Genomic DNA, 15270 nt, shown 5'->3' on the forward strand with positions numbered 1-15270 from the left:
CACAAAACGATCGATCGGTCGTATTGATTGATAGTCTCGGTAGAGACCATGCGGTTCCCTTTGATCGAGAGGCTGTGATGGACATGTACGACGAAGAGCGCGAACGCAAGATCGGGATGATCGAGCAGTTCTACGAATTCGTCTCGACGGCGCGGTACGAGCAGATGTACGAGTTGTGCACCGACGACGTCCGGATGTCCATTCCGTACCAGCTGCCCGGATTCCCGAATCAGGGCGCGGGCAAGGACGATCTCCGGCAATTGAACGGGGCGATGGACAATTACTCGTCCACCGCGCAAACGGTGATCGATGTCGAACCCATGCTGAATCCCGACAGTTTCCTGGTCGAGGTCAAGGGCGACATGGTCGTTCGGGAAACCGGCAGGCCGTATCGCAACGACTATCTCAATGTCTTCCGCTTCCGCGACGGCAAGATCTGCGAATGGGTCAGTTACCACGACCCGGTGCGTCAGCTGGTCGCGTTCGGCTTCACCGAATTGCCGATTCCCGCCGAATCCTGATCGTCGGTCGCCGCGTACGCCACCCGGAACCGCGACGGCGACGTGCCATAGCGGTCGACGAAAGCCTGCCGCAGCGTTTCGGCCGAGCCGAATCCGCAGCGGGTGGCGATTCCGGCGATCGGCAGCCGCGTGCCCGCCAGCAGCTGGGCCGCGGCTTCGGTGCGGGACCGGCGGACGAAGCGACCGGGAGTCTGTCCGAGCTCGGCGGCGAACAATCGGGTGAGATGCCGTTCGCTGACCCCGATTTCGGCCGCCAGGACGCCGGCGGACAGTTCCTGGTCGAGGTGGCTGTTGATGAAGGAGACCGCGCGCCGGACCAGGTCGTGATCGGCGGGCGGCGGCGCGACGAACATGCTCATCTGCGCCTGATTGCCCGGGCGATGCAGGTAGGTGACCTGCGCCCGGGCGATCTGCCGGGCGAGCTCGGCGCCGTGGTCGTCCTCGATGAACGCCAGCGCGAGATCGAAGGCGCTGGTCACGCCCGCGGCCGTGGTCACGTTCTGCTGCCGGATGTAGATCGGGCCCGCGTCCACGGTGACCGCCGGATAGCGGGCCGCCAGCCAGTCCGCGAAGATCCAGTGCGTGGTGATCCGCTTGCCGTCGAGCAGCCCTGCGGCGGCCAGGATTTCGGCGCCGGTGCAGACCGAGGCGACCCGGGTGCTGGCGGCGGCGAGGCGGCGGACGTGGCCGACCGTGCGGGCGCTGTCCGCGGCGATCCGGCTGCCGAAGCCGCCGACCACGATCAGGGTGTCGAGTGGGCCGGTGAGGCGTTCGAGGCAGGCTTCGCCGCGCAACACCAGCCCGGATTGCGTGCTGATGTCGTGGCCGCCGGGCGTGGCCAGCCGCACCCGGTACTGCGGGTCGGCGCCGAGCCGGTTCGCCACGTCCATGCAGCTGGATACCGCGGAGATCTCGACCAGCTCGCTGTCGTGGTAACCGACGATGACGACTTCGTGCGCGCGCACCCGTCCAGCCTACGTCGAACGACCGGCATCCCAAGATTTCGGACATCCTCGGGCGATGCCGTTGTCCTGCGGTCCGGACGCGGGCACGGTGACGCCATGGTCTTCGAATCGACTACCGCCGCCCCGGTTCCCGCGTCGCCGGGCAATGCCCTGCGCGCCGTGGTGAGGCGACGCTGGCCGACGCTGCTCGGCCTCGCCATGGTTCTCGGCTTCGCCGTCGCGGCCCCGGACGCGTCCTGGATCGGTGTGCTGGTCCTGATCCTCGCCGCGCTGGCCTATCCGGCGTTCGGCCTGTACCGCAGGCACTTACACGGCAGCCGGGTGCTGCTGGTGCAGGCGGCGGCGCTGTTCGGCTTCCTCGGTCTGGCGACGGTCCTGCTGTTCGTCGAGGGCACGGCCGGTCGGCTCCTGCTCGCCGCGGGCTTTCTCGCGCACGCGGCCTGGGACTTCGCGCATCACCGCGCGGACCTGATGGTGCCGCGCTGGTACGCGGAGTTCTGCGCGGTGGTCGACGTGCTGGTCGCGGCGGCTCTGGTGCTGGGCGTCGTCACGGCAGGATGAGCAGCGCGGACTTCTCGATGCGGTCGGCGATCTCGGAGTAGGACGCGTAGCCCATGCCCGCGCGGACCAGGGCGCCCGCGTACAGCAACTCGAGTGACTCGACCACATCGGGATCGGCATTCTCGCCCAGCGCCCGGATGATCCGCTTGCGGATCTCGGCGCCGATGCGGCCGCGCAGGTGCACCACATCGGGGTCGCGGCCGAGCAGGGCGCTGGTCACCGCGCCGGAGAGTTCCTGCTCGTCGGCGACGAGCAGCGCGATATTGCGCAGTTCGGCGACCACCCGGACCGTCGGGTCCCGATCGTCGCTGGCCGGGGACGGGGTGGAAACCAAACGGCGCCAGAAGATCTCGGCGACCAGGTGTTCCTTCGAGGAGAAATAGGTGTAGGCGGTGGCCGCCCCGACGCCGGCCGCGGCGGCGACCATCCGGATCGTCATGCCCGCGAACCCTTCGCGGGCAAGCACTTCCACCGCCGACCGGGTGAGCTTGTCGACGGTGTCGGCCTGTTTCCCGGACAGCCTGCGGCGGGTCGCCTCGAGAATCACGGAATCGGGTTCGGACATGTGTCTGGATACTACTCCCGCCGGCGGTTCAGTTCTTCGCGGCGGCGACGCCGGCCCGGCGGCCGTAGAAGCTGCCGTCGCCCAACGACGCCCCGCTGACGTACCCGCCTGCGCAGAGCCCAGAGGTGCAGCGGCCGGCGGCGAACAGGCCGGGGATCGGCTCGCCGGAGACGTGCAGCACCCGGGAGTCCAGATCGGTGCGCAGTCCGCCGAGCGTGAAACCCGCCGTGAATCCGCGCATGTCGAACGCCGCCAGGGAACCGCGCAGGGGCCGAACCCATTCCGGCTTCTTGCCGAGCAGCGGGTCCTTGCCGTCGGCGGCGTGCAGGTTGTAGCAGTCGACGGTGGCCTGCAACGCCAGCGTGGGCAGGCCCATGTCGGCCTCCAGCTCGGCCACCGTTTCGGCCGCCCAGGTGGGCGGCTGCCGGAAGAACGGGGTGGAGGTCTCGGTGGCGAGTCCGGCCTCGTAGGACGCCTCGTCGATGACCAGGAACGCCTGGTTCTCCTGCTGGATCAGCGTCGCCTGGCCGATCCGGCCCGGGTAGGTGTCCTCGGCGATGAACCGCTGGCCGCGCCCGTTGACCAGGATGCCGCGCGCCATCAGCTGCGGGTCGCCGAAGAAGGCCACCTCGGTCGCGTCCATGTGCGCCAGCTCCGCGCCGAGCGCCTGCGCGACCCGGATGCCGATGCCGTCGTGTTCCTCGATCGCGGCGGCGGGCCTGCCGATCAGCCGCGGTGCGTAGCCCTCGATCATCTGCTGGTGATAGGCGAAGCTGCCGGTGGCCAGGACCAGGCCGCGGTCGGCGCGGATCGCCACCTCCTTGCCGTAGCGCTTGGCGACGACCCCGACGACCCGATCGTCGTCGTCCACGATCAGCCGACTCAGCCGCAGGTCGTATTCGACGCGGACGCCGAGCGATTCGGCGGTCTCGGCCAGCGGTTTCATCAGCATGTAGCCGCCGCTCTTGCGGCCGATCTTCTTGTCCGCCATCTGCGGAACATGGCCGCGCGGAGCGGGTTTCGCGATCGCGTTGAACGGCGCGGCGTTCTCGCCGCCGGAGTACATCAGGCCCTCGTCGTGCGGCGGCTCCCAGCCGGGCTCGCCCCAGAACGCCTCGCGGAACGGCACGCCGTTGGCGACCAGCCAGTTGTAGTGCTCGACGCTGCCGCGGGCGTAGTCGGCGATCTTGGCCCGGTCCACGCCGGGGCCGAGCGCCGCCAGCAGGAACGTCTCCATGTTCTCTGGGGTGTCCTCGAAGCCGAGTGCCCGCTGCAGCGGCGTGCCGCCGCCGAGGTAGATGAACCCGCCCGCCATCGCGGCCGCGCCGCCCCAGCCGCCGGTGCGCTCCAGGATCAGCACGTCGGCGCCCGCGCGGGCGGCCTCGATCGCCGCGCAGACCCCGGCGATGCCGTAACCGGCGACGACGACGTCGGCCTGCTGGTCCCACTCGGTGACGCTGCTCGCGCGCAGCGGTCGAAGGGTGTTGGCATCAGACATGTTTCGGGTCCTTCACTCGGTGCTTTCGGCGGTCTGCCGACGGGCGGCCTTCTTCTGTTGCGCCACAATGGTGCCCACCAGGAGGTCGAGTTTGGTGCCGTTCGGCCAACCTACGTAGTGGCAGAGGAACACGGCGATCTCGTGCAGCTGTTCCTCGGTCAGTTCCTCGTTGCGCAGCGCGGCGCCGATCTGGATGCCCGCGGTGTCGATCGCGCCCTGGGCGGTGAGCGCGCCGAGCAGGATCAGCCTGCGGTCACGGACGGACAGCTCGGGACGGGACCAGATGTCGGCGAACAGGTGGTCGGCGGTGACGGCGAAGTGGCTGCCGGGATAGTCCTGGAACTCGGTGCCGTACACCTCGGCCATCTTGGCCAGGCCGCGCTCGCGCACGGAATCGGCGGAACCGTTGTCGCTCATCAGGATTGCCTTTCGGAGGTGCCGACGCCGAGTCCGGGGCCGAGCCGGTCGAGGGCGAGTTCGGCGAGGGGGAGCGGGAGGTCGAGGCGGGCGGCCAGGTCGAGGGCGAGGCGGAGGTCCTTCTCGCCGAGCTCGCGCACGTGCTGAAAGATCGGCAGCCAGAAGTCGCCGTCCTCGATCGGTGCGGTGTTCTTGCGCAGCATGATGGCGCCGGGGCCGCCGGTGACGGCGTCGGAATGCCGGACGACCTCGCCGAGCACGGTGATATCGATGCCGGCGGTCTCGGCCAGGCGCAGCGCCTCGGCGGCGGCGGTGAAGGAGACGAAGTGGACCAGGTTGCGCGCCAGCTTCATTCGGGTTCCGGCGCCGACGGGACCGGCGTGCACGATCAGGTCGGCGAAGCAACCGAACGGTGCTCGCACCCGCTCGAACGCCGCCGCGCTGCCGCCGACCATCACCGCGAGCCTGCCCTTCGCCGCACCAGGGCGGCCACCGCTCACCGGTGCGTCCACGAATTCGACACCGTGCGTCGCGCATTCGCGGCCGAGGTCCTCGGCAGTCCGGTCACTGATGGTCGAGTGCACGGCCACCACGGTTCCCGGTGCGGCACTGCGCAATATCCCCGCTTGGCCGGTGACCACCTCGCGGACCTGCGCGTCGTCCACCACCGCCACCGAGATGATGGTCGCCCGGTCGGCGACCTCGGCCGGTGTGGCACCGGAACCGGCCCCGGCCTCGGTATACGGCCGCACCGCCTCCGCGCGCACATCGCAGACGGTCAGCCCACCCGGCCAGTCGAGCAGCCGCTTGGCCATCGACGCACCCATCGAGCCGAGCCCGATGAACCCGATCCTGGCATCTGTCATGATCGGAACACCTGTCCGCCATCGACATTGAAGATCTGGCCGGTGACCCAGCTCGCCTCGTCGGAGAGCAGGTAGAGGCATGCGCCGACGAGGTCGGCCGGTGTGCCCATCCGCTTGAGCGGCAGACGGTTCACCATGTCCTCGACGATGGCCGCGGGGGTGACCGTTTTGGTAGCGTCGGTGTCGATGGGGCCGGGGGCGATGGCGTTGATCCGGATGTTCGAGCCGCCGAGCTCGAACGCCAGCTGCTGGGTGAGGCCGTTGACGCCGACCTTGGCCAGGCCGTAGAAGCTGGAGTAAGTCCACGCGGCGGTAGAGGATTGGTTGACGATCGAGCCGCCCGCCTTGCGCATGTGCGGCCAGACCGCGCGCGTCATGTTCAGCGCGCCGTCCATGTTCACGCTCATGAACGTCTTGTAGTAGTCCCACGGCACGGTGAGCAGCAGGTTGAGTTTCATCTCGCCGTAGATGGCGGCGTTGTTGACCAGGTGATCGATGCCGCCGAACTCGGCGACCGTCCATTCGGCCAGGGCGGCGGCGGATTCGGGCTCGGCGACGTCGACCTGGCCGAACAGTGCGGTGCCGCCGTCGGCGGTGATCTTCGCCACGATCGCCCGGCCGCCCTCGGCATTCTTGTCGGCGACAACGACTTTCGCGCCCTCGGCGGCCAGCGCCGCGGCGTAGGCGGCCCCGATGCCCTGGGCGGCGCCGGTGACGATGACGGATCTTCCCGCGAAACGGGCCATGAAGTGTGCTCCTCTTATCCAGCGGTCGCGATCAGCTTGGTTTCCAGGTATTCCTCGAACCCGGCGATGCCCATCTCCCGGCCGATGCCGGACTGCTTGTACCCGCCGAACGGCGCGTCGGCGGAATACCAGACGCCGCCGTTGACGCTCAGCGTCCCGGTGCGAACACCGTTGGTGACGTGGCGAATTCGGTCCGGGTCGGTGCCCCAGACCGAGCCGGACAGGCCGTAGGGCGAATCGTTGGCCAGCCGGATGGCGTCGTCGTCGCCGTCGTGGGGAATGACGACGAGGACCGGGCCGAAGATCTCCTCGCGGGCCACGGTCGCGGTGTTGGGCACGTCGGCGATCAGCGTGGGTTGGATGAAGAAGCCGCGCTCCCGGTGCTTCGGGCGGCCGCCGCCGACCACGATGCGGCCGCCTTCGGCGCGGGCGATATCCAGGTAGCGCTCGACGCGGGCGCGTTGCCGTTCGGAGATCAGCGGCCCGCACACCGTGCGCGACTCGGCCGGATCCCCCGGCGCGATCCCGGCCATGGTCGCGGCCGCCGCCTGCACGGCCTCGTCGTAGGCGGCGCGCGGAACGAGCAGCCGGGTGGTGATCGCGCAGCCCTGCCCGGCGTGCACACACACCGAAAACGCCGCCACCGCACAGGCTCCCGCGATATTCGCGTCGTCGAGCACGATGAACGCCGACTTGCCGCCCAGTTCCAGGAACGCCTTCTTGAGGCTCGTCGCGGCACCGCGCATCACCGCGCGCCCGGTCTGCGTCGAGCCGGTGAAGCTGATCAGGTCGACCGCCGGGTGCTCGGTGAGCCGAGCACCGAGCCCGTGATCGGCGGAGGTCACGATATTCACCACACCGGCCGGGATATCGGTCTCCTCGGCGAGGATCGCGCCGACCGCCGCCGCGCACCACGGGGTGTCCGGAGCGGGCTTGAGCACCATCGTGTTTCCGGCCGCCAGCGCGGGACCGAGCTTGGCGAAGGTGATCTGGTGCGGGAAGTTCCACGGGGTGATCGCGCCGACCACGCCGACCGGCTCGCGGCGCAGCACCCTGCGGGTCTTGATGCCCATCGGTTCCGCGGTGCCGAGATCCGTTTCCCAGCTGTAGGTTTCGGCCAGCGAGGCGGAGTAGGCGAGGTCGGCGACCGGACCCTCCAGCTGCGGGCCGCGGGTGAACATGGCGGGCGCTCCCGCTTCGGCGATGGTCAGCGCGCGCAGTTCTTCGATGTGCGATTGCAGTGCGGTGCGCAGCTGTTCGAGGCAGTGTGCGCGGAAGGCGGGGTCGCGGGACCAGTCGGTCTCGTCGAAGGCGGTGCGGGCGGCGGTGACCGCGGCGTCCAGGTCGGCGGCGTTCGCGTTCGCGGCCTGGCCGAGCACCTCCTCGGTGGCCGGATTGATCGTGGCGAAGCCGCCGTCCCCGCCCTCGACGAGCTTGCCGCCGATCAGCAGGCGCGCACCGTCGCCGGGCAGAAGGCTGGTCATGCGATTCTCCGATGCTGTCTGGACAGGTGTACGGAATATAGTCTCCGGCGTCGATTTCAGGCAAGAACAGGTTCTAACTCTGCCATTCTGGACCACGACACCGGGCATCGTTGTCGAATCTCCGCGGTTCTCGGGCGAGTCGATGGGTTCGTGCGCAATGGTGTTGGTAAACCACCGGAAACGTTGTCGGAGGTGGCGACCGATGGTACCGTCCAGACACATGTCCAGCTATGTGTCTCCGTCCGATTCGGCCCGGGTCAACGGTCGGGAGAACGTGTTCTCGAATGGTGGGTGGGTGTCGTGACGGCCGCGTTGGAGCCCTTGACGTTCGACCCGTACGACTACCGATTCCACGAGGACCCCTACCCGACCTATCGCCGGTTGCGCACCGAGGCGCCGCTCTACTACAACGCCGAGCTGGATTTCTGGGCGCTGTCCCGGCATGCCGACGTGACCAACGGGTTCCGGGACAGCGCCAGGTTGTCGAGCGCGAACGGCGTCTCCCTCGATCCGGCCGCCTGGGGTCCGCACGCGCACCGGGTGATGTCGTTCCTGGCCATGGACGATCCGCGGCACCTGCGCCTGCGCCGACTGGTCTTCAAGGGATTCACACCGAAGCGGGTGGCCGAAATGCAGGGCCGGATCGAGGAATTGACGCTGTCCTATCTCGAACCCGCCATCGCCGCGGGGTCCTTCGACTGGATCGACGAGGTCGCGGGCAAGCTGCCGATGGATGTCATCTCCGAGCTGATGGGCGTGCCCGCGAGCGACCGAGTGGAGATCCGCAGGCTCGCCGACCTGGTCGTGCACCGCGACGACGGCGTGCTCGACATTCCGCCGGCGGCGGTCGAGGCCTCGATCACACTGCTCACCTACTACACCGAGATGGTGGCCGAGCGGAAACGCAGGCCGAGCGCGGATCTGACCTCGGCGCTGCTGGACGCCGATGTCGACGGTGACACCCTGTCCGACGAGGAGATCATCGGATTCCTCTTCCTGATGGTGGTCGCGGGCAACGAGACCACGACCAAGCTGCTGGGCAACGCGCTGTACTGGGGCGCGCGCAATCCGGGGGAGTACGCCAAGGTGGCGGCGGAACCCGCGCACGTGCCGGATTGGGTGGAGGAGACGCTGCGCTACGACACCTCCAGCCAGGTCATCGCGCGCTCCGCCACCGCGGATCTCGACTATCACGGCGGCACCATCCCGGCCGGTGCGAAGGTGCTGCTGCTGATCGGTTCGGCCAACCGCGATCCGGCCGTGTTCGACGACGGCGACAGCTATCGGATCGATCGGGCGGACCAGGCCGGGCTGGCGAGTTTCGGTGCGGGCGTGCACTACTGCCTCGGCGCGCATCTGGCCCGGCTGGAGGCCACGGTGGCGTTGCGCGAGTTCGCGTCCCGGGTGCGGTCGTACGGCGTCGTCGAAACCGGTGTCGTGCGCGTGCATTCGTCGAATGTGCGCGGCTTCGCCAAGCTCCCGATCGTCGTGGCGGCGCGCTGATGCCCCGATTCGAACCCCACCCGCAGCGCCGCCCGGTGCTGGTCGCCGGCGCGTCGTCCGGCATCGGCGCGGGCACCGCCGCCGCGCTGGCCGAACTCGGGTACCCGGTCGCGCTCGGCGCCCGCCGGGTCGAACAGTGCGCGGAACTGGCGGAGAAGATTCGCGCCGACGGTGGCGAGGCCTTTGCGCACCGCCTGGACGTCACCGACGCCGCGTCGATCGACGAATTCGTCACGGCAGCCGAGAATGCGCTGGGCCCCATCGAGATCCTGGTCGCCAGCGCAGGAGATATCGAGTTCTCGCCGGTGCACGAGATGGACCCGGAACGCTTCCTCGCGCAGGTCGACGTGCACCTGATCGGCGCGCACCGGTTGGTGCACCGGGTGCTGCCCGGCATGCTCGCGCGGCAGCGCGGCGACATCGTGTTGATCAGCTCGGACTGCGCCCCCGAACCACGCCCGCGCACCGGCGCCTACAGCGCCGCCAAGGCAGGCCTGGAGGCCATGGCGCAGCAGATGCGCATGGAATTGGAGGGCACCGGGATTCGCGCCTCCCTGGTGCGGCCCGGGCCGACGCTGACCGGCATGGGCATGAATTCCACGCCGGAGGTCGTCGGGCCGCTGCTCGAGGCGTGGCAGCACTGGGGCTTCGCCCGGCATCCGAACATGTTGCGGCCGAGCGACCTTGCCGCGGCGGTGGTGGCCGTGGTGGCCACCCCGCGCGGTGCGCATCTCGTACTCGTCGAGGTCCAGCCGGAAGCGAAGGTGAAACAGTGAGAGTCGTCGCCGATCTGGACCTGTGCCAGGGACACGCGGTCTGCCAGGACGAGGCGCCGGAGGCGTTCCGGGTGCCCAAGCACGGGCAGGTCGAAATCCTGGTGGACACAACGGAATCCGCCGGCCGCGCCGACATCGAGCGGGCCGTCAAGTACTGCCCGACGCAGGCGCTGTCGTTTGCTCCGACGGAAGGTGACCGGTGATGGTCGCGCGCGACGAACTGGACGAGATGGTCCGCCGCTGGCTGCTGGAGAACCGGCGCTGCGAGGAGATGGGCGACTGGAAGCCGCTGGCGCAGATGTACACCGAGGACGCCACCTACGGCTGGAACTACGGACCGGCCCAGGAATTCATGGCCGTCGGGCGGGACGAGATCCGCGACCTCGCCCTCGGTCAGGAGATGCAGGGACTCGAGGGTTGGACCTATCCGTATCAGGAGTTCGTCGTCGACGACCGCAGCGGCACCGTGATCGGTTTCTGGAAGCAGGTGTCGGAGGTGAAACGCCCGGACGGGCGGCCGTTTTCGCCGGAAGGCATCGGCGGCAGCTGGTTCCGCTACGGCGGTGACTACCAATGGTCGTGGCAGCGTGACTTCTTCGACTTCGGCAACGTATCCCACATGTTCCTGGAGATGATCACCGGCAAGGTGTTGCCCCCGGGCATGCAGAAGCGCATCGAACGGGCCGGCGCCGGACCGCTGCCCGGATGGTATCCGGTCGGCGAAGGGCCGGCCTCGCTGTGGTGAATGCCGTGCCGCAGAGCAACTTCGAGCAGCTGTCGCGGGCACAGCTCGCCACCCTGCTGCCCGAACTGCTGCTGTGCGGGCATCTGATCGACCGCTCCGGCATGGCCCACACCATCGCGGCGTTCGGCCGGGACGGGATGACCGCCGTCGCGATCGAGGAGTGGCAGCTGGCCAGTCCGATCTACACCCGGCGCATGCAGCGCGCGTTCGGGTTCACCGGCGACGACGTGGTCACCATCTTCAAAGGTTTGCAGCTGGATATCGGCGCGCCACCGCAATTCATGGACTTCCGGTTCCGGGTCGACGACCGGGACCACGGCGAGTTCTGGCTCGATCACTGCGGTGCGCTGCTGGACGTGGAGCCGATGGGGGACGACTTCGTCCTCGCCATGTGCCACGACATCGAGGATCCGACCTTCGACGCGACCGCGCTGGCCACCAATCCGCACGCGCGGGTCCGGCCGATCCACCGTCCGCCGCGCCGGCCCGCCGATCGAAAGCCGATGTGCGCGTGGACGGTCACCATCGACGCCGCGCACGCACCGCCGCAGGTGCCGCCGAACACCGCTCGGATCGCGAAATCCGCCGCCGCCCGGCTGGTGCTCGCCGACATCGATGCCGAGGACGAGGGGCGCTCCGACTACGCGGGGCCGCTGCTGAGCGACCTTCGCTTCGCGGACTTCTCCAAGTCGGCGCTGGTGCGGATGGCCGATGAGGTGTGCCTGCAACACCATCTGCTGACCCTCGGCTTCCTGATCGCGCTGCGCTCCCGGCTCGCTCCGGCGGCGGCGATCGAGCTGTGCCGCAAGCAGTTCGCGGGCATCGCCGGGCTCACCGCCGAGCGGCTGCGCAAGGCGCTGCACCTCGGCGCCGACGCGTCCGCGCTGGCGACCGTGCTCGCGCTGCATCCGGCGTGGAATCCGCTGCTCTACACCGGCATTCGCGTCACCGATGGCGACCACGTCCGAGTGATCGTTCCGCGCGCGAGCGACGCCGGGTCCGACGGCGCCTGGCCCGCCCTGATCGACGCCGCGCAGCTCGCGCCCATCGACGCGATGGCCCGCGCGGTGAACCCCCGATTCGTCGCGCGCACAGTCGATTCCACCGACCGGGAGCTGACCGTGGAGATCACCCTCGGGGAGCAGCCGACCCGGGAGTCGGCCGAGGTGGCGCTGACCCGGTTCAGCACCGGCGCCGCCTTCGTCTTCGCCGATCGCGGCATCCCGCTGCCGCTGACGGTGCTGTGAGATCCAGATCGAGAGAGTGAATCGCCGTGGCACGTAACTTCGCCGACCTGTTCGAGCACTCCGTCGACGCGATGCCCGATCGGGTGGCGCTGCTGGCCGGTGACCGCCGATTGACCTTCGCCGAGGTCGACGCGCGCGCCAACCGGCTGGCCGCGCACCTGACGGCCGCGGGCATCGGCGCGGGCACCCACGTCGGGTTCCAGATGCACAACGGCATCGAGACCATGGAGACGCTGCTCGCCTGCTTCAAGGTCCGCGCCGTGCCGATCAACATCAACTATCGGTACGGCGTCGAGGAACTGCGCTACGTCTACGCCAACGCCGACCTCCGCGCGCTGGTCTACCACTCCACCTACACCACCGCGGTGCACGCGGCCGCGGCGCAGGTGCGCTCGCTGCGCCACCGGATCGTGGTGCCCGACGACACCCTCGACACCGATCCGCCGGTCGACGCCGTGCATTACGAAGACGCGCTGGCGGGCGGCTGCGCCGAGCGCGATTTCCCCGAGCGCAGCGGTGACGACCTGTTCATGATGTACACCGGCGGCACCACGGGCCTGCCCAAAGGCGTGATGTGGCGGCAGGAAGACATGTGGCGGGTGCTCGGCGGCGGCATCGACTTCCACACCGGAGTCCCGGTCGCCGACGAATACGAGCAATCCCGGGTCGGTGCGCAAGGGGTGCAGAGCACCTGGTTCGTGCTGCCGCCGCTGATCCACGCGGCCGCCATGATGCCGACCTTCGCCGCGCTCTGGTCCGGCAACGCCGCGCTCTTCCAGCCACGATTCGACCCGAACCTGGTGTGGCAAACGGTCGTTCGACACCGGCCGCAGGTCATGGTCATCACCGGCGACGCGATGGCGCGGCCACTGCTCGACGCCTACCGCGCCGCGCCCGTCGACGCGTCCGGATTGCTGGCCATCGGCTCCGGCGCCGCGCTGCTGTCGCAGCCGGTGAAGAACGAACTCCTGGAACTGTTTCCGGCGCTGGTCGTCACCGATTCCATCGGCTCGTCGGAAACCGGTTTCGGTGGAATGGGTTTCGTGCAGAAGGACGACGATCCCGGGCGCGGGCCGCGGGTGCGGATCGGGCGTGGGTCGATCGTGGTCGACGACGACGGGCATCCCGTGCGACCCGGGGAGGAGGGGTGGCTGGCGAAGGGCGGCTCGATCCCGCTCGGCTACTACAAGGACCCGGTCAAGACCGACAAGCTGTTCAAGACGGTCGACGGGATCCGGATCGTGGTCACCGACGACCGCGCGCGGATCGAGGCGGACGGGTCGGTCACGCTGCTCGGCCGGGGCAACATGGTGGTCAATACCGGCGGCGAGAAGGTGTTCGTCGAAGAGGTCGAGGGCGTGGTCAAGGCGCACGACGGCATCTACGACGCGGTGGTCGTCGGCGTTCCGCACGAACGGTGGGGTCAGCAGGTCGCGGCGGTGATCGCGGTGACGGAACCGATCGATTTCGCGGAGCTGACCGCGCATGTGCGCAAACACCTGGCGGGATACAAGGTGCCCAAGCGGATCTGGCAGGCCGAGGTCATCGCGCGTGCCCCCAGCGGCAAGCCGGACTATCGCTGGGCCAGGGACTACACCGCGCGGCACGCGCCGGACTATCAGGCGGACTGAGCCGTGAGACTGCGCGAACGCCCACGCCGGACAATAGGAACGTGTTCTAATTCGGAGAGAGTACCGGCCCGATACCTCGCGGCGATTCCGCACGTCATGGAGAAGTCCCGATGACCACTGAGACCACCGACAGCCCGGCGGCGACGCTGCCCGCCCGGATCACCGGAGCGCTGATCGACCGGTTGACCGGCCTGGTCGTCGCCGACGGTACCGTCGCACCGTACTCGATGACGGAGGTGTACACCGGCGCCGCGGTCGGTGACCTCCCGCAGTCCAGCCCGGACGACGTCGTCGCCGCGGCCGCGGCCGCCCGTGCGGCACAACCGGAATGGGCCGCGCTGCCGGTGCGCCGCCGGCTCGAGGTGTTCGAGCGGATGCACGAACTGATCCTCACCGAGGTCGAGACCATCGCCGATCTCATCCAGATCGGGTGCGGCAAGACCCGCAGGATGGCCGTCGAGGAGTCGTGCGACGTGCCGATGGTGATCAGTCACTACCTGAAAACCGCACGGCGCGTGCTGCGTTCGCGGCGGCGCGGCGGCGCGATGCCGATCATCAGCACCTCGACCGAGGAACACCGGCCCAAGGGCGTGGTGGCGGTGATCGCCCCGTGGAACTTCCCGTTCGCCATCGCGCTGTCGGACGCGATGCCGGCGCTGATGGCAGGCAACGGGGTAATTCTGAAGCCGGACAACAAGACCGCGCTGTGCGTCCTGTTCGGCGTCGAACTGCTGCACCGGGCCGGCCTGCCGCGCGGGCTGGTGCAGGTGGTGTGCGGCGAGGGGCCGGATATCGGTCCGAGCCTGATCGGCGCCGTCGATTTCGTCATGTTCACCGGCTCGACCGCGACCGGACGGGTGGTCGGCGAGCAGGCCGGGCGCAACCTCATCGGTTGCAGCCTGGAGCTGGGCGGCAAGAATCCGATGCTGGTGCTCGCGGACGCGAACCTGGACGAGGCGATCGCCGGTGCCACCTTCGCGGTGTTCGCCAACTCGGGCCAGGCGTGTATGCACATCGAGCGGATCTATGTGCACCGCAGCCGATTCGACGAGTTCGTGCGTGGATTGGTCGCCGCCGCCGACGAATTGAACGGAAAGATCGGGGCGGCCTACGACTACACCCCGGAATTCGGTTCGCTGGTCTCGGCGCAGCACCGGGATCGGGTCGCCGAGCACGTCGAGGACGCCCGCGCCAAGGGGGCAACCGTGCTGACCGGCGGCAAGATTCGTCCCGACGTCGGTCCCGCGTTCTACGAGGCGACCGTGCTCACCGGCGTCACCCCGGAGATGACGCACGCGACGCTCGAGACCTTCGGCCCGGTGGTGAGCGTCTACCCGTTCGACGACGAGCAGGAGGCGATCCGGCTCGCCAACGACACCGACTACGGCTTGAACGCCAGCGTGTGGAGCCGCGACCTGGCCCGCGCTCATCGCATCGCCGCGCAGCTCCAGGCGGGCAATATCAACATCAACGACGGATTCGTGGCGACCTACGCGGCCAAGGCCACCCCGTCCGGCGGGGTGAAGCAGTCCGGCGTCGGCACCCGGCACGGCGATCAGGGTCTGCTCAAGTACACCGACACGGTGAACATCGGCGCGCTCAAACGGCAAGTGCTGTCCGCGCGTTCGGGCCAGCCGTACGAGAAGCAAGTGAAGACGACGCTGATGTCGCTGCGGCTGATGCGCCGGATGAGGCTGCGCTGAGCTCAATCGCTGCGCCGAGGGGCGCGGTTCGCAGGACCACCT

At 69.0% G+C, this 15270-nt stretch carries 16 protein-coding genes; 9 read left to right on the forward strand and 7 right to left on the reverse strand.

Translation table 11 applies throughout. The annotated features are described in order from the left end of the window. Nucleotides 1–83: 83 nt before the first annotated feature. Nucleotides 84–521 (forward strand): nuclear transport factor 2 family protein, encoded by a 438-nt coding sequence (locus ACFQ9K_RS30125; RefSeq protein WP_378983881.1) that lies wholly within the window; start codon nucleotides 84–86, stop codon nucleotides 519–521. On the opposite strand, the gene ACFQ9K_RS30130 is transcribed toward ACFQ9K_RS30125, so the two are convergent. Next, nucleotides 470–1486: a GlxA family transcriptional regulator gene (locus ACFQ9K_RS30130; protein ID WP_378719179.1), complete on the reverse strand. Its 1017-nt coding sequence runs from the start codon at nucleotides 1484–1486 to the stop codon at nucleotides 470–472. The genes ACFQ9K_RS30125 and ACFQ9K_RS30130 overlap by 52 nt on opposite strands. A gap of 96 nt (nucleotides 1487–1582) precedes the next feature. Between ACFQ9K_RS30130 and ACFQ9K_RS30135 the strand changes: the two genes are divergently transcribed. Beyond that, a complete protein-coding gene (locus tag ACFQ9K_RS30135) occupies nucleotides 1583–2047 on the forward strand; it encodes a hypothetical protein (protein WP_378719177.1) in 465 nt (154 codons plus the stop codon). Here ACFQ9K_RS30135 and ACFQ9K_RS30140 read toward each other — a convergent pair. Genes ACFQ9K_RS30140 through ACFQ9K_RS30165 form a run of 6 tightly spaced genes read right to left on the reverse strand, consistent with a single transcriptional unit; the run spans nucleotide 2034 to nucleotide 7623 of the window. Next, nucleotides 2034–2612: a TetR/AcrR family transcriptional regulator gene (locus ACFQ9K_RS30140; protein ID WP_378719176.1), complete on the reverse strand. Its 579-nt coding sequence runs from the start codon at nucleotides 2610–2612 to the stop codon at nucleotides 2034–2036. The genes ACFQ9K_RS30135 and ACFQ9K_RS30140 overlap by 14 nt on opposite strands. A gap of 28 nt (nucleotides 2613–2640) precedes the next feature. Further along, nucleotides 2641–4110 carry an FAD-dependent oxidoreductase gene (locus ACFQ9K_RS30145; protein ID WP_378983884.1) on the reverse strand — a complete coding sequence of 490 codons (1470 nt, stop codon included), beginning with the start codon at nucleotides 4108–4110 and terminating at the stop codon, nucleotides 2641–2643. Between the two features lie 12 nt (nucleotides 4111–4122). Then, on the reverse strand, nucleotides 4123–4527 hold the full coding sequence (locus ACFQ9K_RS30150) for a carboxymuconolactone decarboxylase family protein (RefSeq protein WP_378724929.1): 405 nt from the start codon (nucleotides 4525–4527) through the stop codon (nucleotides 4123–4125). Further along, nucleotides 4527–5393 carry an NAD(P)-dependent oxidoreductase gene (locus tag ACFQ9K_RS30155; protein ID WP_378724927.1) on the reverse strand — a complete coding sequence of 289 codons (867 nt, stop codon included), beginning with the start codon at nucleotides 5391–5393 and terminating at the stop codon, nucleotides 4527–4529. The genes ACFQ9K_RS30150 and ACFQ9K_RS30155 overlap by 1 nt, the downstream gene beginning before the upstream one ends. Further along, nucleotides 5390–6139 carry an SDR family oxidoreductase gene (locus ACFQ9K_RS30160; RefSeq protein WP_378724925.1) on the reverse strand — a complete coding sequence of 250 codons (750 nt, stop codon included), beginning with the start codon at nucleotides 6137–6139 and terminating at the stop codon, nucleotides 5390–5392. Before ACFQ9K_RS30160 ends, ACFQ9K_RS30155 begins: the two co-directional genes overlap by 4 nt. Before the next feature lie 14 nt (nucleotides 6140–6153). Then, a complete protein-coding gene (locus ACFQ9K_RS30165) occupies nucleotides 6154–7623 on the reverse strand; it encodes an aldehyde dehydrogenase (protein WP_378724923.1) in 1470 nt (489 codons plus the stop codon). A 300-nt stretch (nucleotides 7624–7923) separates the two neighbouring features. Here ACFQ9K_RS30165 and ACFQ9K_RS30170 point away from each other — a divergent pair, with 300 nt between their 5' ends. The 7 genes from ACFQ9K_RS30170 (at nucleotide 7924) to ACFQ9K_RS30200 (ending at nucleotide 15228) form a co-directional block, all read left to right on the forward strand. Continuing rightward, entirely contained in the window at nucleotides 7924–9126 is a 1203-nt protein-coding gene (locus tag ACFQ9K_RS30170; protein ID WP_378724921.1) for a cytochrome P450, read from the forward strand. After that, nucleotides 9126–9902, forward strand: a complete 777-nt coding sequence (locus ACFQ9K_RS30175) for an SDR family oxidoreductase (protein ID WP_378724919.1) — start codon at nucleotides 9126–9128, stop codon at nucleotides 9900–9902. Before ACFQ9K_RS30170 ends, ACFQ9K_RS30175 begins: the two co-directional genes overlap by 1 nt. Further along, nucleotides 9899–10105: a ferredoxin gene (locus ACFQ9K_RS30180; RefSeq protein WP_378724917.1), complete on the forward strand. Its 207-nt coding sequence runs from the start codon at nucleotides 9899–9901 to the stop codon at nucleotides 10103–10105. The genes ACFQ9K_RS30175 and ACFQ9K_RS30180 overlap by 4 nt, the downstream gene beginning before the upstream one ends. Next, a complete protein-coding gene (locus ACFQ9K_RS30185) occupies nucleotides 10105–10647 on the forward strand; it encodes a nuclear transport factor 2 family protein (protein ID WP_378724915.1) in 543 nt (180 codons plus the stop codon). The genes ACFQ9K_RS30180 and ACFQ9K_RS30185 overlap by 1 nt, the downstream gene beginning before the upstream one ends. After that, nucleotides 10608–11894, forward strand: coding sequence for a hypothetical protein (locus ACFQ9K_RS30190; protein WP_378724914.1), 1287 nt, complete (start codon nucleotides 10608–10610; stop codon nucleotides 11892–11894). Before ACFQ9K_RS30185 ends, ACFQ9K_RS30190 begins: the two co-directional genes overlap by 40 nt. 26 nt (nucleotides 11895–11920) lie before the next feature. Continuing rightward, nucleotides 11921–13525, forward strand: coding sequence for an acyl-CoA synthetase (locus ACFQ9K_RS30195; protein WP_378724912.1), 1605 nt, complete (start codon nucleotides 11921–11923; stop codon nucleotides 13523–13525). 110 nt (nucleotides 13526–13635) lie between these two features. Beyond that, a complete protein-coding gene (locus ACFQ9K_RS30200; protein ID WP_378724910.1) occupies nucleotides 13636–15228 on the forward strand; it encodes a succinic semialdehyde dehydrogenase in 1593 nt (530 codons plus the stop codon). Nucleotides 15229–15270: the final 42 nt, after the last annotated feature.

Origin of the sequence: Nocardia sp. NPDC056564, assembly GCF_042793755.1 — a bacterium.
GTDB lineage: Bacteria > Actinomycetota > Actinomycetes > Mycobacteriales > Mycobacteriaceae > Nocardia.

What these genes read in the sequence shown, in the direction of transcription:
- ACFQ9K_RS30150 (WP_378724929.1), bottom strand. Translation starts at nt 4,527, where the DNA reads ATGAGCGACAACGGTTCCGCCGATTCCGTGCGCGAGCGCGGCCTGGCC.
- ACFQ9K_RS30125 (WP_378983881.1), top strand. Translation starts at nt 84, where the DNA reads ATGTACGACGAAGAGCGCGAACGCAAGATCGGGATGATCGAGCAGTTC.
- ACFQ9K_RS30145 (WP_378983884.1), bottom strand. Translation starts at nt 4,110, where the DNA reads ATGTCTGATGCCAACACCCTTCGACCGCTGCGCGCGAGCAGCGTCACC.
- ACFQ9K_RS30140 (WP_378719176.1), bottom strand. Translation starts at nt 2,612, where the DNA reads ATGTCCGAACCCGATTCCGTGATTCTCGAGGCGACCCGCCGCAGGCTG.
- ACFQ9K_RS30160 (WP_378724925.1), bottom strand. Translation starts at nt 6,139, where the DNA reads ATGGCCCGTTTCGCGGGAAGATCCGTCATCGTCACCGGCGCCGCCCAG.
- ACFQ9K_RS30165 (WP_378724923.1), bottom strand. Translation starts at nt 7,623, where the DNA reads ATGACCAGCCTTCTGCCCGGCGACGGTGCGCGCCTGCTGATCGGCGGC.
- ACFQ9K_RS30175 (WP_378724919.1), top strand. Translation starts at nt 9,126, where the DNA reads ATGCCCCGATTCGAACCCCACCCGCAGCGCCGCCCGGTGCTGGTCGCC.
- ACFQ9K_RS30200 (WP_378724910.1), top strand. Translation starts at nt 13,636, where the DNA reads ATGACCACTGAGACCACCGACAGCCCGGCGGCGACGCTGCCCGCCCGG.
- ACFQ9K_RS30185 (WP_378724915.1), top strand. Translation starts at nt 10,105, where the DNA reads ATGGTCGCGCGCGACGAACTGGACGAGATGGTCCGCCGCTGGCTGCTG.
- ACFQ9K_RS30155 (WP_378724927.1), bottom strand. Translation starts at nt 5,393, where the DNA reads ATGACAGATGCCAGGATCGGGTTCATCGGGCTCGGCTCGATGGGTGCG.
- ACFQ9K_RS30190 (WP_378724914.1), top strand. Translation starts at nt 10,608, where the DNA reads ATGGTATCCGGTCGGCGAAGGGCCGGCCTCGCTGTGGTGAATGCCGTG.
- ACFQ9K_RS30135 (WP_378719177.1), top strand. Translation starts at nt 1,583, where the DNA reads ATGGTCTTCGAATCGACTACCGCCGCCCCGGTTCCCGCGTCGCCGGGC.